Origin of the sequence: Sphaerisporangium sp. NPDC005288 (assembly GCF_040607475.1) — a bacterium.
Lineage (GTDB): Bacteria > Actinomycetota > Actinomycetes > Streptosporangiales > Streptosporangiaceae > Sphaerisporangium > Sphaerisporangium rhizosphaerae.
The window spans coordinates 152,662-173,706 of record NZ_JBEXGT010000002.1 but is presented as its reverse complement, the minus strand read 5'-3'; the positions used below and the strand labels follow the sequence as shown (position 1 = coordinate 173,706).

The 21,045-nt window shown below is 73.1% G+C and carries 17 protein-coding genes; 6 read left to right on the top strand and 11 right to left on the bottom strand.

Translation table 11 applies throughout. The features are described 5' to 3' along the window. The first annotated feature begins 8 nt into the window (after positions 1-8). Positions 9-638, top strand: a complete 630-nt coding sequence (locus tag ABZU32_RS02730; protein ID WP_354916192.1) for a LysE family translocator — start codon at positions 9-11, stop codon at positions 636-638. Between the two features lie 97 nt (positions 639-735). Here the strand turns inward: ABZU32_RS02730 and ABZU32_RS02725 are convergent, their stop codons facing one another. The 7 genes from ABZU32_RS02725 to ABZU32_RS02695 all read right to left on the bottom strand — a co-directional run bounded on the left by ABZU32_RS02725 (position 736) and on the right by ABZU32_RS02695 (position 11,848). Further along, on the bottom strand, positions 736-1,377 hold the full coding sequence (locus ABZU32_RS02725; RefSeq protein WP_354916189.1) for a YbhB/YbcL family Raf kinase inhibitor-like protein: 642 nt from the start codon (positions 1,375-1,377) through the stop codon (positions 736-738). 244 nt (positions 1,378-1,621) lie between these two features. Beyond that, a complete protein-coding gene (locus tag ABZU32_RS02720; RefSeq protein WP_354916186.1) occupies positions 1,622-3,046 on the bottom strand; it encodes a glycoside hydrolase family 16 protein in 1,425 nt (474 codons plus the stop codon). Positions 3,047-3,205: 159 nt separating this feature from the next. Next, on the bottom strand, positions 3,206-3,841 hold the full coding sequence (locus ABZU32_RS02715; protein WP_354916183.1) for a hypothetical protein: 636 nt from the start codon (positions 3,839-3,841) through the stop codon (positions 3,206-3,208). A 129-nt stretch (positions 3,842-3,970) separates the two neighbouring features. Further along, the gene (locus ABZU32_RS02710) at positions 3,971-6,076 is read right to left on the bottom strand and encodes a glycosyl hydrolase (RefSeq protein WP_354916180.1); all 2,106 of its coding nucleotides are present in this window, start codon (positions 6,074-6,076) and stop codon (positions 3,971-3,973) included. Between the two features lie 450 nt (positions 6,077-6,526). Further along, on the bottom strand, positions 6,527-7,744 hold the full coding sequence (locus ABZU32_RS02705; RefSeq protein ID WP_354916177.1) for a hypothetical protein: 1,218 nt from the start codon (positions 7,742-7,744) through the stop codon (positions 6,527-6,529). Positions 7,745-7,782: 38 nt separating this feature from the next. Then, positions 7,783-11,112: a DUF4153 domain-containing protein gene (locus tag ABZU32_RS02700; RefSeq protein ID WP_354916174.1), complete on the bottom strand. Its 3,330-nt coding sequence runs from the start codon at positions 11,110-11,112 to the stop codon at positions 7,783-7,785. 52 nt (positions 11,113-11,164) lie between these two features. Continuing rightward, positions 11,165-11,848, bottom strand: coding sequence for a response regulator transcription factor (locus ABZU32_RS02695; RefSeq protein WP_354836634.1), 684 nt, complete (start codon positions 11,846-11,848; stop codon positions 11,165-11,167). Positions 11,849-11,928: 80 nt separating this feature from the next. Between ABZU32_RS02695 and ABZU32_RS02690 the strand changes: the two genes are divergently transcribed. After that, entirely contained in the window at positions 11,929-12,822 is an 894-nt protein-coding gene (locus ABZU32_RS02690) for an arylamine N-acetyltransferase (protein WP_354916172.1), read from the top strand. A gap of 226 nt (positions 12,823-13,048) precedes the next feature. Here the strand turns inward: ABZU32_RS02690 and ABZU32_RS02685 are convergent, their stop codons facing one another. Continuing rightward, complete coding sequence (locus tag ABZU32_RS02685) at positions 13,049-14,368, bottom strand: cellulose-binding domain-containing protein (protein WP_354916170.1); 1,320 nt, start codon at positions 14,366-14,368, stop codon at positions 13,049-13,051. A gap of 175 nt (positions 14,369-14,543) precedes the next feature. Continuing rightward, on the bottom strand, positions 14,544-15,560 hold the full coding sequence (locus ABZU32_RS02680) for a helix-turn-helix domain-containing protein (RefSeq protein WP_354916167.1): 1,017 nt from the start codon (positions 15,558-15,560) through the stop codon (positions 14,544-14,546). A gap of 524 nt (positions 15,561-16,084) precedes the next feature. On the opposite strand from ABZU32_RS02680, the gene ABZU32_RS02675 reads away from it, so the two are divergent. Together ABZU32_RS02675 and ABZU32_RS02670 are read left to right on the top strand one after the other, a co-directional pair. Continuing rightward, complete coding sequence (locus ABZU32_RS02675) at positions 16,085-17,029, top strand: LLM class F420-dependent oxidoreductase (protein WP_354836642.1); 945 nt, start codon at positions 16,085-16,087, stop codon at positions 17,027-17,029. Between the two features lie 272 nt (positions 17,030-17,301). After that, positions 17,302-17,493 (top strand): hypothetical protein, encoded by a 192-nt coding sequence (locus ABZU32_RS02670; protein WP_354916164.1) that lies wholly within the window; start codon positions 17,302-17,304, stop codon positions 17,491-17,493. 104 nt (positions 17,494-17,597) lie between these two features. Here the strand turns inward: ABZU32_RS02670 and ABZU32_RS02665 are convergent, their stop codons facing one another. Beyond that, positions 17,598-17,918, bottom strand: coding sequence for a DUF3817 domain-containing protein (locus ABZU32_RS02665; protein WP_354836646.1), 321 nt, complete (start codon positions 17,916-17,918; stop codon positions 17,598-17,600). Between the two features lie 49 nt (positions 17,919-17,967). After that, a complete protein-coding gene (locus tag ABZU32_RS02660) occupies positions 17,968-18,960 on the bottom strand; it encodes an SURF1 family protein (RefSeq protein WP_354916161.1) in 993 nt (330 codons plus the stop codon). A gap of 122 nt (positions 18,961-19,082) precedes the next feature. Between ABZU32_RS02660 and ABZU32_RS02655 the strand changes: the two genes are divergently transcribed. Both ABZU32_RS02655 and ABZU32_RS02650 read left to right on the top strand, forming a co-directional pair. After that, positions 19,083-19,253, top strand: coding sequence for a hypothetical protein (locus ABZU32_RS02655; protein WP_354836650.1), 171 nt, complete (start codon positions 19,083-19,085; stop codon positions 19,251-19,253). A gap of 258 nt (positions 19,254-19,511) precedes the next feature. Beyond that, positions 19,512-21,008, top strand: coding sequence for an NAD(P)/FAD-dependent oxidoreductase (locus tag ABZU32_RS02650; RefSeq protein WP_354916158.1), 1,497 nt, complete (start codon positions 19,512-19,514; stop codon positions 21,006-21,008). Positions 21,009-21,045: the final 37 nt, after the last annotated feature.

Below are 21,045 nucleotides of genomic sequence, written 5' to 3'. Positions count from 1 at the left end.
TCGCGGGCATGGTCTCTGCCTCGACGTTGGTGGTCTTCTCGGTGGCCGCGCTGGTGCTGGTCGTCGTTCCCGGCCCGAACAACCTGTACATCACCGCGCGCGGCATCGCGCAGGGACGGGCTGCCGCGGTGGCCTCGGCCGTCGGGGTGGAGACGGGAACGCTGCTGCACATCGCCGCGGCGGCGGCCGGGCTCTCGTATCTGATCGCGCGCTCGGCGGCGGCGTTCACGGCCGTCAAGTGGGCGGGCGCCCTGTATCTGGTCTACCTCGGCATCCGCACACTGGCCTCGAGGGACGGCGCCGCGGCGCGCGCGGCGGCCACCCAGCCGCTGCGCAAGGTCTTCCTCGAGGGCGTGATCGTCAACGTGCTCAACCCGAAGGTCATCCTGTTCTTCCTGGCCTTCCTCCCCCAGTTCGTCGACCCCGCGGCCGGGTCTCCCGCCCTGCAGATCGTGGTTCTCGGGCTGACCCTGCTGATGTTCGGCATCGCCGCCGACATGGTGTACGCCCTCGGCGCGGGCACGCTGAGCGGGCTGCTGCGCCGCAGGCACAGGGCGCTGCGGTACGTCAGCGGCTGCGTCTACCTCGGACTGGGCGTCGCCACCGCGCTCGCCGGAAGCGGCGCCCGCTCCCGCTGACCGCCCGGGCCGATCCTCGGGCGACTCGACGGCGCGTCCAGCCGCACGGACGCCGTCCACCGTTCTGACCGCGCGCCCCGAGCGGGCGGATGTTCGGTCAGGGGCGCCGGGTCCAGGTGCCGACCGTCTCGCCGGAGGCGATGGCGGCCTTCTTGAGCCGGGCGTACACGGCCCGCGGGTCGCCGACCGGCTGGAACCGGTCGCGCAGCGCGTACACGGTGAAGTGGTAGTGATGCGTGCCGCCCGGCGGGCACGGGCCGGCGTACGAAGGAGCGCCGCCGCTGCCGGGCAGCGTCTTTCCCTCCGTCGCTCCCTGGCCGAGGCCGGTCAGCGAGGCGGGCAGGCCGGTCACGATCCAGTGGATGTACGAGCCGCCGGGCGCGTCCGGGTCGTCCACGACGACCGCCAGCTCGCGCGCCTCGGACGGGACGCCGGACCAGGCCAGCGGGGGCGAGATGTCCTTGCCTCCCTGGGCGGCGCAGGCGTGCTTGCGCGGAATGGCCGCGCCGTCCCCGAACGCCGGGCTGCTCACCCGCAGGCCCGCCACGCGCGACGCCGCCTCGGACGCCGCCGGCGAGGCCACCTCGACGGCGGAAGAGGCTCCCTCGGACGTCGCGGGCGAAGCCCCGCCGGACGCCCGCGGCGACGCGCCCTCCGACGTGGCGCACCCGGCGGCCAGGGTCAACGCCAGCGCCGCCGGCAGGGCGCCGCTGACCGCGCCCACCATCCGGATCTTCATCGACCCAGCATAACGACGCCACCAACGCCAGCCGGGTAACGACGCCACCACTCGGCGCAGGCCGGCCACCCGCCGCACGACGGCGCCGTCATCGCCGCACCACGACCCGCCGCCCCGGCGCCGATCACATCCTGCACGAACCCGGTACAGAGCTCGACCTGATGAAGGACTGTGGTCACTGCAGGGGCATGCGCCACCCCGAGCCTCGGCGGACCGGGACCGGTCGAGGCTCGGGGTGGCGGGGTCAGCTGGTGAAGGTGAACCAGTTGAGGTTGGCGAAGTCCGCGGGTTGGCCGCTTCCGAAGGTGAGGTAGACGGTGTGGGTTCCGGTGACGCCGGAGATGTTGGCCGGGACGGTGCGCCAGCTCTGCCAGCCGCCGGTGTTGCCGACGGCGAAGTCGCCGACGGGTGCGGCGGTGAGGCTGTCGAGCCGAACCTGGATCAGGCCGCTGACGCCGCCGGGGGCTCCGGAGGCGACGCGGGCCACGAACTGCCGGGCGGCGGTGGAGCCGAAGTTCACCCCGTCGAAGCGGAGCCAGTCGCCGTTGGCGATGTAGGAGACGTTCTGGCCGCCGCCGCTGTCGGTGGTGGTCTCCAGCTGGGTGCCGGACTGCGCCTGGTACCGCTCGGCCTGGATGGTGGAGCGGGCGTCGACGCCACCCGGCGGCGGCGAGCTGGGCGGCGGCGAGCTCGGGGGCGGTGTGGTGGTGCCGCCGCTCTGCCAGACCGCCACGTAGTCGACCACCATGGGGCGTCCGGACACGGTGGCCGAGGTCGGGGTGGAGCGGCCGGCGACCCCGTTGGGGAACGCGCCGCCCATCGCCACGTTGAGCAGCAGGAAGTATCCGCCGTGGCCGGTCATGTTGTTCCACGTGGTGGCGTCCAGCTGGCTCTGGCTGACGCTGTGGAACTGCTGCCCGTCGACGTACCAGCGCAGCTGGTTGGGGGTGACCGAACGGTCCCATTCGAAGCGGTATGTGTGCATGGCCGACTGGCAGGTGGAGCCCGGGCAGGCACGGCTGGCGCCGATGCCGTTGGTCTCGCCGCAGGCGCCGCCGGGGTTGGTGCCGCAGTGGAGGACGCCCCACACGGAGTTGATCCCGTTGACGTTCTCCATGATGTCGAACTCGCCGATGGCCGGCCAGTTCTGGTAGTTGCCCCGGTAGGGCGAGCCCAGCGCCCAGAACGCCGGCCAGTAGCCGAGCGCCGCGTCGCCGGTGACGTCGGGCATCTGGATGCGGCCCTCGATGCGCAGGACGGCGCCGGCCGCCGGCTTGAAGTCGGTGCGCCGGGTCTCGATGCGCGCGGAGGTCCACTCCCCCGAGCCGCTTCTGACGGGCGTGATGCGCAGGTTTCCGCCGCCGTCCAGGCTCACGTTGGAGGCGTTGGCGGTGTAGTTCTGGATCTCGCCGGTGCCCCAGTTGCCGGGACCGCCCGGGTAGCTGTACCCGGTGTCGATGATCCAGTTGGCCGACGAGGGCATCGTCCCGGCGGAGCCGTTGAAGTCGTCGCTCCACACCAGGTTCCAGCCGCTCGGCGTGGCGGGGACCGAGGCCCCGGCGGGCCCGCCGCCGAGGGTCAGCGCGATGATCGGGAGGACGGCGGCTCCGGCGGCGGCCAGCACGGCGCGCAGCCGCGAGCGGCGGCGCGCCGGTGGATCGGTGGTCATGCCCATGATGCTCCTCATCTCTCGGGGACGAGTGGGACGAGTAGGACAGGTCAGACGGGTCGGACAGGTCAGACGGGTCGGACAGGTCAGACGGGTCGGACAGAGCGGACGGGTCGGCGGCTCAGGCTGGTTGGACGGGCCGGTGACGGAGCCGCGTGGTCAGCGGAACGGAAGGGTCAGGACCGAGCGGCTGCCGACCCCCAGAGAGGTCGGGTTGACGCCGATGGCGCTCCACACCTCGACCCTCACCCGGCCGTTGACCAGGTTGCCGAGGGCGCCGGTCGAGGAGGCGAGCCCGGCGGCCTGGGTGTAGTGCTCCCAGCCCGCGACCGGGTCGGTGGCGAAGTAGCGGTAGGTCTCGACGCGGTCGTAGGAGCCGTCTCCGGTGAGGTCGTAGGAGACCCGCGCCTGGACGCCGTTGCCCACCGCGGTCCCCGCGTCCAGGTACAGGTCGAACGCGGTGGCGGCGCCGGTGGAGGTCATGGTGAGGCCGCCGGCGGTGTAGACGAGCGGGTTGGCCGGGGTGCCGTCGTGGTTGACGCCGCCGGCGGAGGCGACGGTGTCGGCCCCGGCCGTCCCGGCGGCCGCGCCGAGCCCTCCCCCGCCGAGCAGGTACCGCACCGGGCCCCCAGGCGTGGGAGTCGGCGTCGGGGTGGGGGTCGGCGTCCCAGTCGGGGTCGGGGTCGGAGTGGGGGTGGGAGTGGGCGTCGGCGTGGGCGTGGGGCCGCCGCCGCCCGCGCTGGTCGCGGTGGACGCGGCCGGCACGTCCAGCCGCTTGCCGTCGGAGAAGGTCACCGTCCGCGCCGAGACGCCGAAGTTGTGCGCGACGTAGGTGCGCGTGCCGTTCAGGCTGAAGACGGCGGCCGTCGGGATGTCGGCGGTGACCGCCGCGTCGACCGTGCCGAGCCTGGCCAGGTTGTAGATCTAGTGGTAGGCGTGCGCCTTGGAGTCGCCGGACTCCGGGCTGTAGGAGGTCCAGCCCGCGTCCCAGTTCGCCTTGGCGGCGGCGGGGTCGCCGAGCGCGCGGTACTGCCAGATGACGTCGCGCCACTCGACGGCGGGCCCGCCGTTCTCGGCCTCCATCTCGGCCAGCCCGGCCCTGACCTTGGCCGGGTAGAGCCCCTGGTAGAGCGAGCCGCCGGTGATGGGCAGGTAGTTGATCCCGTGGATCTCCTCGGGGTTGCCCGTCCACCAGGTGGCGTGGGCGGCGCCGTCGCCCCAGATCATGCCGGCGGTGTCCGGCGCGAAACCCGCGGGGAACACCGCGCCGTCCACGTCGTACCAGTACTGCGCGATGGTGGCCGCCTGCGTGGTGTAGAGGTAGATGCCGAGGTCGCGCAGGGCGGTGTCGCCGGTCGCGGCGCCCAGCAGCAGCGCTCCGGCGGCGAAGTTCATCCCCTCCGAGGACGACTCCTCGTTGTTGCCCGCGGCGAAGCCCTGGTGGCCGGAGGCCCAGCCGTTGCCCGCGTACGGGTCGAAGTTGCGCAGGAACGGGAAGCGGGTGTCCGAACGGTCCCAGTTGTTGGCGTCCTTGGCCAGCAGCTTGGCCATGCCTCCCCACTGCCCGTCGGCGACCCACGCCCGGTCGTAGCGGGCGACGGTGGCGGCGGCCATCAGGTAGTAGCCGTAGTGGAAGTGGTGGTCGTTGACCTCGGTGTCGCTGCCGTAGGAGGCCGGGTAGCCGGTGAGGATGCCCCAGGTGGCGTCGTAGCGGAACTGCTCGCCGCCGGCGGTGAACCAGCTCTGCAGCTTGGTCTTGAGCAGGCCGAGGAGCTTGTCGCGCGAGGCGGTGTCGCCGAGCTGGTCGGCGATGGGCACGAGCTGGGCGAGCCGCCCGAGTGCCTTGCCCGCCCAGTAGGTGTCGCCGGCGCCCTTGTACGGGTCGGCGGCGTCGGCCTCCTGCCGGACGAAGTCGCCGAGCCGGGCCCGGTCGTAGGCGCCGAGATCGGGCAGGGACGGCAGGACGCCGTGGAAGGTCTGCCGGGTGCTGAACGAGGCGCCTTCGCGCAGCTTCATCGTGCCGCGCGGCGAGAGGTAGGTGTAGCTGGTGAGCGGGTCGGAGGTGGCCTGCCACTGGTGCCGGTACAGCGCCAGGAGCGTGCCGGTCTGGGTGCCCTCCTTGGCGCTGGTGGCGGCGGTGTAGGTGGTCGTGAGCCGGGCGGCGGCCTCGTCGTAGGACCAGCTCACCGTGGTCCCGGTGACGAACGAGTAGGCGTACTTGGCGAACAGGTCCAGCGCGCCGCGCGCGGGCAGGGCGGCGACGCTGAGGTAGTTCCTGCCGCCGAGGGCGACGGTGGCCGCGGTGCCGGAGATGGCCCAGTCGGTCCCCGTGGGGGCGAACAGGGCGTAGTCGTGGCCGTTCACCGTGGCGCCCAGGACGTTGCCGCGGTCGGCCCAGATGGTCGGGGTGGCTACGAAGTCCACCCGTCCGTCCCCGCCGCTCGGGGTGGCGTAGACGAACGGCAGCCCGTGGCCGATCGTGGCGCGCAGCGTGCGGGCGCCGTCGGACCAGTAGGGGGTCACCGTCCAGTCGGACCAGCCGTCGACCTGGGTGCGCGGCGCGTTCAGCCCGGTGACGCCGAGCGTCAGATCGCGGGCATGCGCGTAGTCGTACTGCGTCGCGCCGATGCCCGGCGTGGTGGGGTAGCCGACCTCGAGCCCGCCGGCGACGGCATGGAAGGTCAGCGGATGGGCGTACAGGTTCTCCGAGTACGGGTTGCCCGCGTAGCGCTGGAAGGCCAGGGACGACCACCAGTCATTGGTCGGCACCTTGGCGGTGACGGCCGAGGTGACCTTCGGGGTCACCGGCGCGCCGGTGCTGTCGGCCGGGCCGGAGGCGCCGGCGGGCAGGTCGGTCGTGTACCCGCCGGCCCCTACGGACACGGTGGCGGCGTCGGCGGGGGCGGCGGGCATGGTGACGAGCAGTCCGGCGAGCAGGACGGCGGCGGCCGTCCCGGCGGACCGTCGCCTCGCTCGGCGGTTTCCGGGGGCGCCGGAGTCGCGGTGGTTCGAGGTCAGGTCACAGGTCATGCGGAGAGGCTTTCGTCGTGGGGGGGTGAACCGGCCGCCGCCCGCGATAGGGCGACGACCGGCGGCGGCTCGGTGGCGCGGGCCCGACGGCCGTTCGAGGTCCGCGACGGCGGGGAACCAGGTGTTCTCGTCGACGTAACGTGGATGTAACGCTCTCAGCGCCGCTGACGCTAGATGCCTCCACAACCGGTGTCAACAGCGAGAAAATGTTTCTCGAAGATCGTGAGAGCGCTCTCTATCGTTCATCGCGCCGACCACCGTGGACGCGGCTCGCCCTACCTCGCTGACCAGGCAAGACGGGACAGGACACCGCGGAAACCTCATTTCACGAGCTGAGCCCCGGCGGGCTGCCGCGAACGGACCGTTCTGAAAGCACCGCAACCACCGCGCACCCGGTCGGCTCACCGCCGGAGAGCGCTCTCCCTCCGCGATCGCGTGCCGTAGGCGGGATCAGGCTTCGCGGCCGAGGGCTCCGGGGATGCGGTCCAGGACGCTGTACGGCACGAGCCCGTAAGCGTGGAAGTCCACCGCGTCGCCGCCCGCGGCCCGCACCGCGCGGACCTTCGCGGCAAGCCGCTCCTCGGAGTCGGTGTCCGGCCTGCCCGGGCGCAGCACGACGCGCAGCTCTCTGTCGTTGCCGACCGAGCGGCGGTAGGCGCCCACGTCGTCGGCGACCCTGGCGGCGTCCCTGGCGTAGGCGAGGACACCGAACGACGGGACCAGGTCGCCCAGCGCCACCAGGTCGACCCCGAGCTGCCAGGCGTCGTGCGCCGCGAGCCCGGCGGGCGGCAGCCCGTCGGCGTACCCCTTGCGGTGGCCGGTGCCGTCCAGGAAGGTCAGCGTGGCGCCCTCGGCGGCGACCGCGGAGGACACCTCGCTGACCAGGGAGGTCACCGTCTCGGACCGGGCCCGCGCGTAGGCCACCACGTCCGGCCCCGCGTACGCCGTCAGCGCGGCCCGCGTGACCTCGCCCTGCGCGGGCGGGTCGCCGTCGAGCACCCCGCCGACGATGCGCGCGCACTCCTCGCGGGCGACCTCCGCCTTGACGCCGAGGTCGGTCGCCCGCCGCATGCACCACGTGCAGAAGCAGAGGGAGAACAGGAACTCGTCCATCGGACCGAGCGGGACGAAGCACCTCTCTTGCTGGTACCCCTGGGCGAAACCCCCGAAGTGCAGAGCCTCGGCGACCACGCTGTCGACGCCCTGCCGGGCCGTCGCCCTGGCCAGGGCGACGGCGTACAGGCGGACGTCCGGATGGGCCGGGCACAGCGCCGCGGGGAAGCCGCGCCCGCCGAAGCAGTCGTGCACCGTGACGTCGGGGTTGGCCAGGCCGAGGGTGAGGTCGTGCAGGAACACCGCCCAGCCGTGCAGGGCCATGCCCCGTTCGGCCGCGGCCGAGCGCAGCGCCGCGAGCGGCTCACGCTCGGCTCCCGGCTGGACGGGCGGCACGAGCCGCAGGCCGGTGAACAGGTCGGCGGGCGGCGGGAAGTGCACGCCGTCGGAGCGGACGGTCACCCGCGAGGCGCCGTGCGGGGTGACGTCACGGGCGCCGTGGTAGGCGGCGGCGACCGTCACCTCGCGCACGCCGTAGCCGGCGATGCGGTCGAGGACCCGCCCGGCGCCCTCGTCGCGCACGTCCTCGACGTAGACGTATACCGAACCGTGCACCGCAGCCGTGCCTTTCGACGAGCCCGCCCGTGTCTGACCTATGTCCCAGGCGACCTTATATCCTCCCCGCACGCCGAGGACGGCTCCATCGGAGGCCGGTCGCCGAGCAGATCACGGGCGTGCTCGCGCGCCAGGTTCCACCCGTTCCAGCCGTCCCGCGTGCTCAGCCGCCGCACCGACGACATCTGGGACAGCAGGCAGTCGCGCACCTGAGGGGGCAGCCCGTCGATGGCCGGCACGGCGTCGGCGCTGAGGTCGGTGATGTAGTTGAAATCGAGCTCCGAGACCTTGCGGATGCCGAGCTGCGACTCGGCGACCCGCAGGTCGGGGTTCCAGATCGCGAACGTCAGCAGCGACAGGGCCGTCACCAGCACCACCGTGCGCGGCAGCCAGCCCGCGTCCCGCCGGGCCAGCCGCATGGCGCCCGCGACCAGCACCAGCGCGAACACCGCCGCCAGCCACCAGATCACCGCGCCGACCGAGGCGCGCAGGCTGGACAGCCCGTAGGCGTCGATGTAGAGCCCGAGGCGGTGCAGCGCCGAGGCGAGGATCACCAGGGTGAGCCCGCACAGGACGCCGAGCAGGCCCGCCAGCAGCAGCCGTTCGCGACCCTTCGCGGCCACCACCGCCGTCGCGACCGCCACCAGGCCGAGCACGAAGACGCTGACCGTGACCAGCTCGAAGAATCCCGATCTGGCGTACTCGGCGTAGGTCAGCCCGGCGGTCTCCATCACCCGCCGGTTCCCGCCGAACAACGTGCTGATCTGCACGGCCACGAAGGCGGCGAACAGCAGGTCCAGCGCGCCGAGCGGGATGGTCCACAGGACCAGGCTCACCCGCCTGCGGGCCCGGCGGCCGGCCGGCTCGACCGCCGGGCGCAGAGCGACCAGCGTGGCGGCCCCGACCAGCGCCGCGAACACCCCGAAGAGCACCAGCCGCACCGGAACGGACGAGGCCCAGGCGGGGGCGGTGAACACCTCGGAGACGAACGAGGCGAAAACGGCGTCGGCCGAGGCGAACAACACACCGAACACCAGCAGGAGCACCGCCGTGATGACCAGCCCGGCGAGCATCGGCGCCAGGGTGCGCCTGCGGTCGACGGCCTTGATCGGTTCCAGGAGGAACCACGGCAGCGGGAAGACGGCCAGGACCACCGAGAGCCCTCCGCGGATCACGCCGAGCCAGCCCCGCCCCGCGCCGGAAACCGCCAGCGCCGCCAGGCCGAACCCCGCGAGCAGCGAGGGGCCGACCAGCCATTCGGCGTCGCGGACCAGGGCCACCGCCACCAGGGCGTACGCCAGCAGGCCGAAGGCGGCCGTCCATGGGGTGATGCGGCGGCGCGCCGCCGGGAGCACGGCCGCGCCGGCGGCGACGGCCACCAGGACCACGCCCAGCCCGGTCCGCGCGTCCGGCAGGGCGATCGCCGCGAGCAGACCCACCGCCGCCGCCACGGGCAGCAGCCAGCGGGGCGTCGGGGGGAGCGCCGGGCGCGGCAGCAACGGCGGCGGCACATAGTCCGGCGGCGCCCCCGTGGTGGCGCCGGACTGCGTGGGCGGCCGGGAATCCTGGACGGGCGGCTTCACGGCGGCGGAGAACGATCCGCCCGCGGTCCGGCCCTCGGCCGCGGCAGGAGACGATCGGGCCGGGGTCGGTCCTTCGGCCGCGGCGCGAGACGGTCCGGCCGGCGTCCGGCCCTCGGCCGCGGCGACGGACTCCCGGACGGTGCCGGACTCCGCGCCGGTGCCGGACTCCGCGCCGGTGCCGGACTCCGCGCCGGTGCCGGACTCGGCGACGGTGCGAGGTGCCGCAGTGGTGAGCGGTCGCGCGGCGATGGAGTCTGAGATCGCGGCCGGTGACTCCGCCGCGCCCGGCACCGGCCGCGCCGTCGGCTCCCCGGACGGCTTGGGCCTCCGGGGCACGACGAGGACGGCCGGAGCGTCACGAGCGTCGGGAACGCCCGATATGGCGGACACGGCGGACTGCTCCGCGATGCCTACGGCCTCCTCCTTCGGATCTTCCGTGTCTTCGCCGGCCCGCGCCGGGACACGCGGGCCGGGCGGAAGGGCGGCGGCGCCCGGCCTGGAGATCGGGGGTGTGCCGCCGGTCGGGGCATCCGGGGCTTCGGCGGTGCTCGAGGGTGCGTCCGTTCCGGGATCGTGCCGCGACCGGGCCTCCGTCGTGGACCGTTGGACGGCGCCGGACGGTTGGGGCGCCCCGACTGGGGCAGGTGTCGTGCGCGGCGGCCCCGGCTCGGCGCCACCGGACCTGGACACGGGATCACCCGACCTGGACACCGGACCACCGGACCTGGACGCGGGATCACCGGACCTGGACGCGGGGTCGCCGGGCGGGTCGTCGGTGAGGTCGCTCATGACCGTGGTCCTTCCGGGGAGGTCGACCACCATGCGGCAGCCGGAGATGGTGTCGGCGACCCGCACCGAGCCGCCGTGCAGTTCGACGATCTCCTTGACGATGGCCAGGCCGAGGCCCGCGCCGCCCGCGTCGGCCGCCCGGGCGGCGTCCAGGCGGGAGAACCGCTCGAACACCCGGGGCCGCTCCGGCGCGGGGATGCCGGGCCCCTCGTCGGTGACGCTGAGCCGCACTCCGGAGCCCGCCGGGCGGGCCTCGAGCCGGACCGCGCCGCCGGACGGGCTGTGCCGGACGCCGTTGTCGAGCAGGTTGGCCAGCACCTGGCCGAGCAGCGCGGGGTCGGCGTGGACGCCCAGTGCGGCGGGCACCGAGCTGGACAGCGCCACCTCCTCGCGCGCGAGCCCGGCCTCCCGGACGGCCTGGGCGCACAGCGGGCCCAGCTCGACGGGTTCCGGCTCGATGGGCCGCGCGCCGGAGTCCAGCCACGACAGGTCGAGCAGTTGCGCCACCAGCCGGCCGAGGCGCTCAGTCTGGGTGAGCGCCGTGCTGAGGGTGGCGTTGTCGGGCGAGGAGACGCCGTCGACGAGGTTCTCCAGCACGGCCTGCAGTCCGGTGATGGGGGTGCGCAGCTCGTGGCTGACGTTGGCCACCAGTTCACGGCGCTGCCGGTCCACCTCGCCGAGGTCGGCCGCCATGGCGTTGAACGCCCGCGCGAGCTCGCCCACCTCGTCGCGGGAGGTGGCCCTGACGCGCATGCCGTACCGCCCCTTGGCGATCGTCTGGGCGGCCGCGGCCATCTCGCGTAGCGGCCCGGTCATCCCCCGGCCGACGAGCTGCACCATTCCGAGGCTGAGGACGGCGGCGAGCCCCATGCGGGCCCAGGGGACGACCCCCAGCGAGCGGCCGTACTCGTTGAGCGCGAAGGCCGTGGCCACCGCGAGCAGGATGACCAGTCCGATCTTGATCTTCACCCGGCCCAGGAAGTCGAGCGGCCTCACGACACGCCTTCCTTTCCCCCAGGGTGCGGGCCGTTCGGCGTGGGACGGGGGCTCATGGCTTGACCAGGGCGTAGCCGACGCCGTGGACCGTCCGGACGATGCCGGAGCCGAGTTTGCGGCGCAGGGAGCGCACGTGGCTGTCCACGGTGCGGGTGGCGGCGGCCTCGGAGAAGCCCCAGATGTCCGACAGCAGCCGTTCGCGTTCGAAGACGTGCCCGGGGCGCTCGGCGAGCCGCCTGAGCAGGTCGAACTCGGTACGCGTCAGCTGCGCCTCCACTCCGCGCACGAAGACCCTGCGCTCGGCCGTGTTGATCTCCACGTCGCCCGCGCGGATCACCGTGTCCTCGTGGGCGAGCTGGGCGGCCCGCTCGACCCGGCGCAGCAGGGCGTGGATCCTGGCCATCAGTTCGCGCATGCTGAACGGCTTGGTGAGGTAGTCGTCGGCGCCGACGCCGAGGCCGACGAGCACGTCGGTCTCCTCGCCCAGCGCGGTCAGCATCAGCACCGGAACCGGCCGCGCGGCCTGCATCCGCCGGCACACCTCCAGGCCGTCGAGGCCGGGCAGCAGGCGGTCGAGCACCACGAGGTCCGGTTCGGCCTTCGCGTACGCGGCCAGCGCCTCCTCGCCGTCGTCGGCGATGCGGACGTCGAAGCCTTCGGCCATGAGCCGGCTCCGCACGGCGAGGGCGATGGTGTTGTCGTCTTCGACCACGAGGATGCGTCGCTGGTCTGTCACGGTGGGAAGCCTAGAACCCGGTCGTGCAGACTATCCGAAGGCATATGTGCAGATCTGATGCAGCTTGATTAGCTTGCCCCGTGACGCGATCTTTGGATGTCTCCACCTATCTCCGCCGTATCGGCCTGGGCGGGCTCGGCGGTCCGCCGAGCGTCGAATCCCTGGTGCGGCTGCACCGGGCGCACGTCGAGCGCGTGCCGTACGAGTACTTCCACATCTGGATGGACGAGCCGACCTCAGTGGAGCCACTGGAGTCCGCCGGGCGCATCCTGCGCGGCAGGGGCGGCTACTGCTTCCATCTGAACGGCGCCCTGTCGCTGCTGCTCGCGGCGCTGGGGTACCGGGTGTCCCGGCACGTGGGCGGGGTGCAGGGAGGGGCGGACTCCCCCGTGGGCGTGACCGGCAACCACCTGGCGCTCACCGTGTCGGGGCTGCCCGCGGAGCGGTGCCCGGACGGGGTGTGGTTCGTGGACGTCGGCCTCGGTGACGCCCTTCACGAACCGCTCCCGCTCGTCGAGGGCGTCCACCGGCAGGGCCCCTTCGAGTACCGGCTGCGGCCCTCCGAGGCCGAGCCGGGCGGCCTGCGGTTCGACCACGACCCGCGCGGCAGCTTCGTCGGCATGGACTTCCGCGCGGAGCCGGCCGAGATGTCAGCCTTCGCCGTGAAGCACCAGGAACTGTCGGCCTCGCCGCAGTCGAGCTTCCGGTCGGTGATGTCGGTGCAGCGGCGCGACGCCGCGGGCGTCGACTGCCTGCGCGGCCTGAGCCTGAGCCGCATCGGCTCGGAGGAGGGGACCTCGGTGCTGTCGGGCCGGCGCGACTACTTCGAGGCGCTGGCCGACGTCTTCGGCCTGACCTTGGACGATGTCGCCCCGGAGCGCAAGGAGCGGCTGTGGCGGCGGCTGAGCGAGGCCCACGAGAGGTGGCTCGCGAGCGCCGAGGCGCCCCGGGAGCCGGAACCGGCCGGCGGCTGAGACCCCCCGCCGAAGTCCCGGTCCAGGTGCCCGCGCACCCGATCGCGCGGCGAGCACCGGCCGCCTCTGGTGCGGCAGGCCGGCGCGCGTCCGGCCGCGCCGAGAAGGACCGGGACCCTGCGGACCGGACGAAGGGCCCGGGACGGACGAGTGGTCCGTCCCGGGCCCTTCGCGGTTCGGGCGGCGAATCGTTCGTCACGCCCACCGGCCGGTGGGCGTGGCGGGTTCAGCAGGAGAGCGGGGAAGAGCCGAAGGCGACGTCGTCGTACCAGATGGTGTCGGAGTCGCTGCCGTAGCTCTCCCAGCCCAGGCGCAGGGTCGCCGGGCGCGGAGCGGTCGTGCGGCTGAGCCACTGGGAGTCGATGTCGCGGGTGGGCGTCTGGTCCAGGTGCAGGCCGGGGACCTCCTGGTCGTCCAGGTAGGTGCTCATCGCCTGCTTGGTCGTGTCGATCTGGTAGCGCAGGCAGACCCAGCGGCCGGTGGGCAGCGGCCTGCTCTGCGAGACCCCGGTGGGGCTCTGCTCGGGCAGGGTGGCGTCGTCGGACTCGCGGTTCCACTGCAGCGCGCTGTTCTGCCCGCCGATGCGCAGGTCCTTGTTGCCGTTGGCCGAGTCCGCCATGGTGATCATGCTGACGTGCGTGGCGGGGAGGGCGGTGGTGTGCCTCACCCACATCCGCGCGTACACCACCGGGCCGATCGAGGAGACGTTCTTGGTGGTGCCCACGAAGATGTGGTTGCAGTAGTTGCCCCCACCGCTGATCTTCAGCGACTTGCCGCCGCTGTGGGTGGTGGAGGAGTCGATCGTCGCCGTGCCGGTGCCCGAGCAGTTCGGCGTGACGACCTGCCAGTCCCCGCTCGGCGAGGAGGACGTCTGGTCCTCGAAGCCGGAGCACACCACGGCGCCGTTACAGCCGGGCGGGGGGCTCACCGTCGGCGTGGGCGTGGGGGTCGGTGTGGGGGTCGGCGTCGGGGTCGGCGTCGGCGTGGGGGTCGGCGTGGGGGTCGGCGTCGGCGTGACGGTGGGGGTCACGGTGGGCGTGGGGGTCGGCGTCGGGGTGGGAGTGGGCGTCGGACCGGTGCCGTTGCAGTTGACCCCGTTGAAGGTGAAGTCGGACGGGACGGGGTTGGCGGAGGCCCAGGTGCCCTGGAAGCCGAAGTCCGCCGACGCCCCGGTGGCCAGGTTGCCGTTGTAGGAGGCGTTGGCGGCGGTCACGGCGGTCCCCGACTGGGTGACCGTCGCGCTCCAGGCGTTGGACACCTTCTGGTCGCCGCCGAACACCCAGCGGAGCTGCCAGCTCGTGACCGCGGACCCGAGGTTGGTGACCTTGACCGAGGCGGTGAACCCTCCGGCCCACTGGTTCACGGTGTAGGCGACCCTGCACACCGGGTCCGCCGCCGAGGCGGCGCGGACCGGCAGCAGCATGGCGGCGACCGCGGTCACCGCGGCCAGGACCGCGAGAAGTTCCCGCCTTCCGAAGCGGCGGAAGGCGGGCCATACGGACGACGGTGGCGGCGAGGCCGGGGGGCCGGACAGGGGACCACTCATGGAACAGCTCACTTTCTGCAGGCCGCTGACAAAGTGGGAGCGCTCCCACGCGCCGGACCGGGATCGCTCCGCCGCGCTCGATCGCCGATGGTCGTCCGCTTGACCACCGCCTGTCAACGACACCGCCCTCGCCCGTTCACCGACCTCGGACGAGCCTGTGAGCCGGCTGAATCTTTCAGCTCACGTGCCCCGCGACGGGGAACGGCTCGGGGGACGCGGGCGGCGGCCGGTCACGGCGGGGATGCTCGCGTCGCGCGGGCGGCACGTACCCCGTCAGGTCGAAGTGGATGCGCCTGCGCTCCAGCACACCGTCGCACGCGAGGCAGACCAGCACCGGCGTCAGGACCTCGCCGCAGTACCGGTGGGTGATGACCAGCCGGGCGTCCTCGGGGACCGGCAGCTCGCGCTGCGCCCACTCGGCGAGGAAGGCGAAGACCTCGAAGAAGGCCAGCCCCTTCTCGGTGAGCCGGTAGAGACGGCAGGAGTCGGCCGTGAGCACTCCGACCTCGACGAACCGCTTGAGCCGCTCGGTGAGCACCGAGGGCGCGATGCCGAGCCGGCTCTGGAAGTCGACGAACCGTTTGACGCCGAGCAGCGCGGCGGCCAGGACCGCCGTGCTCCACCGGTCGCCGAGGATCTCCATCGAGTGCGGGCAGTAACCGACGTGGTCGCCGCCCCTCAGGGTGCGGCGATGGTGACGCGGCAGGCCGATGCGGACGAACGAGGCGCGCGGCCCGAGTTCGGTCGCGGTGTCGCGGGCGCCGACCGGACGCCGGCAGGCCCCGCACGCCAGGTAGGGGCGGGCGTCCTGGCCGCAGATGTCGTGGGTCGGGCCGAGCAGGTTGGGGCCGTCGGCCCAGTCGCGTTCCCAGCCGTGAATGGCGAGCAGGAAGGACCACAGGCGCAGGCCCGCGCCGGTCAGCCGGTACTCGTAGCGGGTTCGGCCGTCGCGGTAGGCGACGGGGGCGAGGATGCCGTGGCCGACCAGTTCCTTCAGGCGCGTGGCGAGCACGGACTCGGAGATGCCGAGCTCGTCGCGCCACCCGGCGAAGGTGCGTACGTGCAGCAGGAAGGCGCGCTGGATGATGAGCAGCACCCAGCGGTCACCGAGCATGCCCAGGGCACGGCCGAAGGCACTGAGATCGGTGTCCGCGCCATCGGCCTCGGCGTGCAGGGCCGCGGGCCAGGGCAACGGATTTTCGGGATGGTATCCCTTTTGGGTGATATTCACCCTAGATGCGGGATGTTGTGCGACTTTCTGGTCGATCTCAGCCGAATGAACTCCGGCCGCGACCGATAACTCCTTGGTGTTCACCGCGTCAACTCTAAGTCACATTCACCGGCTCTCCCATCGGGCCACCGATCGAGTGAGATTGCGAGCTGACTTTTTTCATCGTAGTTTCCAAGAATGGCGGTGGAGCCGATCGCGATGGCGACGGCCGCGATGGCGACGGTCGCGGACGAGGCGGGGCGGACAGGGCCCGGCGGACACCCGTCCACCTCGTCCCACGAGCCGTTCCCTCCCACGTCCGCACCACCGCCACGGAGCCGGACAGCTCCGATGATTCGGCCCCATAACCGACTGATGACGCCTCCAGCACGACAGTGGTGGGGCCGGTCTTTCATGGGGTTGACTGAACGCCTCGCAAGGACGGTGGCGGGGGCGTGCCGTGCGAGGCGTCGCGGCTCCCCCGGGCGATGGCAGGAGCGTTACACATGAGGCTCAGCGTCTCCGTCGGGCTATGGCAGGATCGCCCGGCCGGCGAGGCGGTGCTCACCGCACAGATCGCGGACGAGCACGGCTATCCGGAGATATGGGTGGGGGAAATGGCGACCTACGACGCCTTCGCCCTGGCCACGGCGATCGGCGCGCGCACGCGGCGGGCCGCGCTCACCGTCGGCCCGCTGGCGGTGAACGTGCGCGACCCCATGATGATCGCGATGGGCGCCGCCTCCGTCGCCGACCTCACCGGCAGGCCGGTGGGCGTCGCGCTCGGCACCTCCACACCCGTGGTCGTGGAAGAGTGGCACGGCAGGTCCCGGTCCGGCTCCGCGGCGGCGCTCCGCGAGGCCGTCCAGGCGCTCCGGCCGCTGCTCGACGGCGAGAGGTCCGACTTCTCCGGCGCGCACGTCGCCAGCCGGGGGTACCGTCTGCGGCTCGCGGCCCCGCGCTCGACGATCAGCGTCGCGGCCTTCGGCCCGGCCGCCGTGGGGGCCGCCGCGCTGGCCGACCGCATGGTGCTCAACCTGCTCACGCCGGCCTCGGCCGCCCGCCTGATCACCGACCTGCGGCTGCTCTCCCCCACGACCAGGGTCGCCGCCTGGGTCGCCGCCGCCGTGGACCCCGACCAGGCCGCCATCGAGCAGATCCGGCGCGCCCTGGTGCCCTATCTGTACGCGCCGGGCTACCGCGAGATGTTCGCCCAGGCGGGATTCGAGGACGTCGTCGCCTACGCCCGCACCGAACCTCACCCGCGCGCGCTGCTGGCCGCCATCCCCGACGGCATGCTGGAGGCGGTCGCCCTGATCGGCGACTCTGTGGAGATCATGGACCGCCTCGACGCCTATGAGGAGGCGGGTGTGGACGAGGTGGCGCTCGTCCCGGTCAGCACCGAGAGCGACCCGTGCGGCGAGGCCACGCTGAAAGCCCTCGCCGACTGACGCCACGACAAGCCCGCACCTGACGCCACGACGCCGAAGGCTCTGCCGGCCGCGCGACCCCGGCGGCCCTCACGACCGCGCCCCGGCTCCCCCGGCGGCTCTCACGACCGCGCCCCGCTCCTCCGGCGACTCCCGCGGCCGGGACCGCGACACGCCACGGCCCCTCGCCGGCGGTGCCCGGCGGAACTCCGCCCCGGCGGCCGCTCGTTGAGGTGACGACGCAGAATGGGCGGTGGGGACCTCCCCCGTCCGGCGAACAGAAAGGCCCGGCAATGTCGCCACTGTCGAAGTACTACGTGGGCGCGGCGATCGCCTCGATCCTCGCCCTTCTCCTGCTGCCTTCGCTGGTGGCCTGGATCCTGGTGATCGTCCTGCTGGGCGGCCCGGTGGCGGCCTACTTCATGCTGGACGAGTCCCAGCGTGCCCGGCTGCGCCGCATCCGCAGGCGCCAGATCGGCGGCTGACCACCCGGGGAGCACCCCGGCCAGGGCCGCGGCCCGGCGGCACCCGCCCGGCCCGGCCGCGCCGCGTGACCGGACGGGCGCTCCGTCCTGTCACGCGATGGCGCTCACGCCGCCGCGACCGCCAGCTGCCGCCGCACCCGCTCGGTCACCTTGCGCTCGATCACGAACGACAGGAACGGGATGGTGCCGGCGAGCAGCACGCCCAGGGTGTACGGCCACGACCAGCGGGCCTTCAGCCCGAGGTTGAGCGCGGTCAGCAGGTACACCGCGTAGACGAAGCCGTGCACGGGGCCGACGACGGCGACGGGGGTGGCGTTGTCGAAGCCGTACTTCACGACCATGGCCGCCACCAGGACGAGCAGCATGCAGCCGACGATGTAGGCCAACACCCGGAACGGTTTGAGCGCGGATTCCACGACGATCATTACCTCGCTAGCTGAGCGGTCACCACACGATATCCCGGGGGGAGGGCGGTCACTCCCGCGGGGACGCGCCCGCGGCCCGCGGGCCCGCGGCCGGAGCACCGGCGGTTTCCGCCGCCGCGCCGTGCTCCCGTCCGGCCGCCGCGACATCCTCCGGTCCGGCGGCCGCGACGTCCTTCCGTCCAGCGGCCGCGACGTCCTCCGGTCCGGCGGCGCCCGGGCCGTCCTCGCCGGAGCCGCCTTCGCCGTCATCCTCCTCGCCGCCGGCGGCGTGTCCGGGGCGGGCCGCGCGCACCGTGTCGCGGACGAAGTGGAACCACATGAGCACCGCGAACCCCGCGAAGATCCACCACTGGGCGGCGTAGGCGAGGTTGCGCCAGGTGAAGCCGCCGCTCTCGGTGGGCGGCGGCACGGCCACCGCCCGCACGGCCGACCCGGCCCGCGGCACGGCCCCCGTCTGGTCGGTGGCCACCACGAATCCGTCCCGCAGCCGGACGCCCCGCCAGAGGTTGACCAGCTCGGCCGTGGAGACCGTGGCCACCTGCCCGGCAGGCAGCGGGGCCGTCCGCCGCCGGGCGAAGTCGGTCGGCTCGGGCGGCAGGACGCGCCCGGTCACGCTCACCGCGCCGTCCGGGACGGCCGTCGCGGGGTCGGTGGGAGAGGGCACCCAGCCGCGGACGACCGGAATCACCGTCCCGTCGGCCAGCGTGAGCGGCGTGAGCAGCCAGTAGCCGTCGTCCCCGCCGGTCGCCGCGCCGCCGCCGGTCTCGACGGTGGGCGCGCGTTCGGCCACCAGCAGTTGGCGCGAGGGGTCGTAGGCGCCCTGGGCGGCGACCCGGCGGCCGCCGGCCGCGGCGGGCATGCGCCCGCCGGGGGGCACCAGCGTGGTCAGCGCGACGGGCGCCGGGTCGGCGACGGCGTGCGGCCGCCCGGACTCCTCGAACACCCCGAGCTGCCAGCGGCCGAGGAAGGCGAACGCGACGACCAGCACGATCGTGACCAGGTGCAGGCCCACGAGGCGGGGCGACAGCAGCGTCCGCAGCATGCCACCACGCTATCCGTCCGGGCCCGCGGTCCCGCCCGCCGGTCGGGCCTCCCGCCCTTGGACTGACTCCTAACTGGCATAAAGGGCGTCAAGCCATGCTGGGGATGGCTAAAGTTCCTTCCATGTCGGAACCTCAGATTGATCCTGCTGGTAACACCCAGCAGTTCAAGGCCTTCGCCCAGCGCCAGGAGCCGGAGGCCGCCGCGCCGCAGCGGTCCCGCCTGGTCCCCATCGTGGCGGCCGTGGCCGCCGTCATCGTGATCGCCGTGGTGGTCTTCCTGCTCGTGAAGTGACCACCTGACAGGTGCCTCGCGCCGTCGGCGACCGCCGTCGGCGCTTTCACCATGCCCACGAGAGCCCACGAGAGCCCGCGAGAACCCCGAGCGAGGGTCTGCGTGCGGTCCCCCGAGAGTCGCGAGGGCCCGCGAGGGCCCGCGAGGGCACGGCGCGGCAGCCCGTATCGTGGATCGGACCACCGTGAAACGATGGACGGCGCGTCCCGGGCCGCGCTTCAATTGGATGGCTCATCCAATACCGGGTAGGGAGACGGCATGGCAGCCACAGGCCCCGCCAACGCCGACGGCACGGCGGCCAAGGGCCCCGGCATCACCATCATCGGCGCCGGCTTCGCCGGGCTGTGCATGGCGATCAAGCTGAAGCAGGCCGGCTACCACGACTTCGTCGTCCTGGAGAAGGACTCCGAGCTCGGCGGCACCTGGCGGGACAACACCTACCCCGGCTGCGCCTGCGACGTCCCCTCCCCCATGTACTCCTTCTCCTTCGACCTCAACCCCGAATGGACCCGCCTGTTCGCCCCGCAGGGGGAGATCTGGGACTACCTGCGGACATGCGCGGAGAAGTACGGGCTCGCGCCGCACCTCCGCCTCGGCACCAAGGTCGCCGCGCTGGAGTACCAGGACCGCGAGCGCCGCTGGCTGGTGAGCACCGAGGACGGCGGGACCTTCACGACGAACGCGGTCGTCGCCGGGATGGGCGGGCTGCACGTCCCCTCCGTGCCCGAGATCCCCGGGCGCGCGTCGTTCGCCGGCCCGGCCTTCCACTCGGCCCGCTGGGACCACTCGGTGGACCTGACCGGCAAGCGCGTCGCGGTCGTCGGCACCGGAGCCTCCTCGGTCCAGTTCATCCCCCAGATCGCCCCCGTGGTGGAGAAGCTGAGCGTCTTCCAGCGGACGGCGCCGTGGATCCAGCCCAAACCGGACATCCCGCTGACCGAGCGGACCAGGCGCACGCTTCGCAGGTTCCCCCCGGCGGACCGCGCGCTGCGCGACGGCATCTACTGGCTGCTGGAGACCCGTGCCCTCGGGTTCGCCGTCGACCCTCGCCTGATGAAGGTCCACGAGGCCGTCGCCCGGCGGCACCTCGCCTCCCAGGTGGCCGACCCCGAGCTACGGGCCAGGCTGACGCCCGGCTACACGATCGGCTGCAAGCGCATCCTGCTGGCCAGTGACTACTACCCGGCGCTCTGCCGGGACAACGTCGAGCTGGTCACCGACCGCATCACCGAGATCCGCGACCACTCGGTCGTCGACGCCACCGGGCGCGAGCACCCCGTCGACGTGATCATCTACGGCACCGGGTTCAAGGTCGCCGAGTCGCTGGCCCAGCACCCCATCATCGGCAGGGACGGGCTGAAGCTCCAGGACGCCTGGCGGGACGGCATCCGGGCCTACCTGGGCACCCTCACCGCCGGCTTCCCCAACCTGTTCATGCTGCTCGGCCCGAACACCGGCCTCGGCCACACCTCGGTCGTCTTCATGATCGAGGCTCAGGTGCGCCTCGTCATGTCGTGCCTGCGCCTGCTCTCGGCGACCCGCGCGAGGGCTCTGGACGTGCGGCCCTCGGCCGAGCGCGCCTACAACGAGCGGCTCCAGCGGCGGCTGCGGCGCCTGGTCTGGTCCGAGGGCGGCTGCACGAGCTGGTACCTGGACGGCAAGGGCATCAACCGCGCGATCTGGCCGGGCTTCACCTTCGAGTTCTGGGCGCGCACCCGCGCCGTGAAGCCCGGCGACTTCGAGCTGATCGGCTGACCCGCGCGACCCGGCCGGCGGGTCGTGCGGGTCAGGG

Coding starts and splice junctions, on each gene's coding strand:
- ABZU32_RS02730 (WP_354916192.1), top strand. CDS start 9: ATGGTCTCTGCCTCGACGTTGGTGGTCTTCTCGGTGGCCGCGCTGGTG.
- ABZU32_RS02725 (WP_354916189.1), bottom strand. CDS start 1,377: ATGAAGATCCGGATGGTGGGCGCGGTCAGCGGCGCCCTGCCGGCGGCG.
- ABZU32_RS02720 (WP_354916186.1), bottom strand. CDS start 3,046: ATGACCACCGATCCACCGGCGCGCCGCCGCTCGCGGCTGCGCGCCGTG.
- ABZU32_RS02710 (WP_354916180.1), bottom strand. CDS start 6,076: ATGACCTGTGACCTGACCTCGAACCACCGCGACTCCGGCGCCCCCGGA.
- ABZU32_RS02685 (WP_354916170.1), bottom strand. CDS start 14,368: ATGAGTGGTCCCCTGTCCGGCCCCCCGGCCTCGCCGCCACCGTCGTCC.
- ABZU32_RS02675 (WP_354836642.1), top strand. CDS start 16,085: ATGAGGCTCAGCGTCTCCGTCGGGCTATGGCAGGATCGCCCGGCCGGC.
- ABZU32_RS02670 (WP_354916164.1), top strand. CDS start 17,302: ATGTCGCCACTGTCGAAGTACTACGTGGGCGCGGCGATCGCCTCGATC.
- ABZU32_RS02665 (WP_354836646.1), bottom strand. CDS start 17,918: ATGATCGTCGTGGAATCCGCGCTCAAACCGTTCCGGGTGTTGGCCTAC.
- ABZU32_RS02660 (WP_354916161.1), bottom strand. CDS start 18,960: ATGCTGCGGACGCTGCTGTCGCCCCGCCTCGTGGGCCTGCACCTGGTC.
- ABZU32_RS02655 (WP_354836650.1), top strand. CDS start 19,083: ATGTCGGAACCTCAGATTGATCCTGCTGGTAACACCCAGCAGTTCAAG.
- ABZU32_RS02650 (WP_354916158.1), top strand. CDS start 19,512: ATGGCAGCCACAGGCCCCGCCAACGCCGACGGCACGGCGGCCAAGGGC.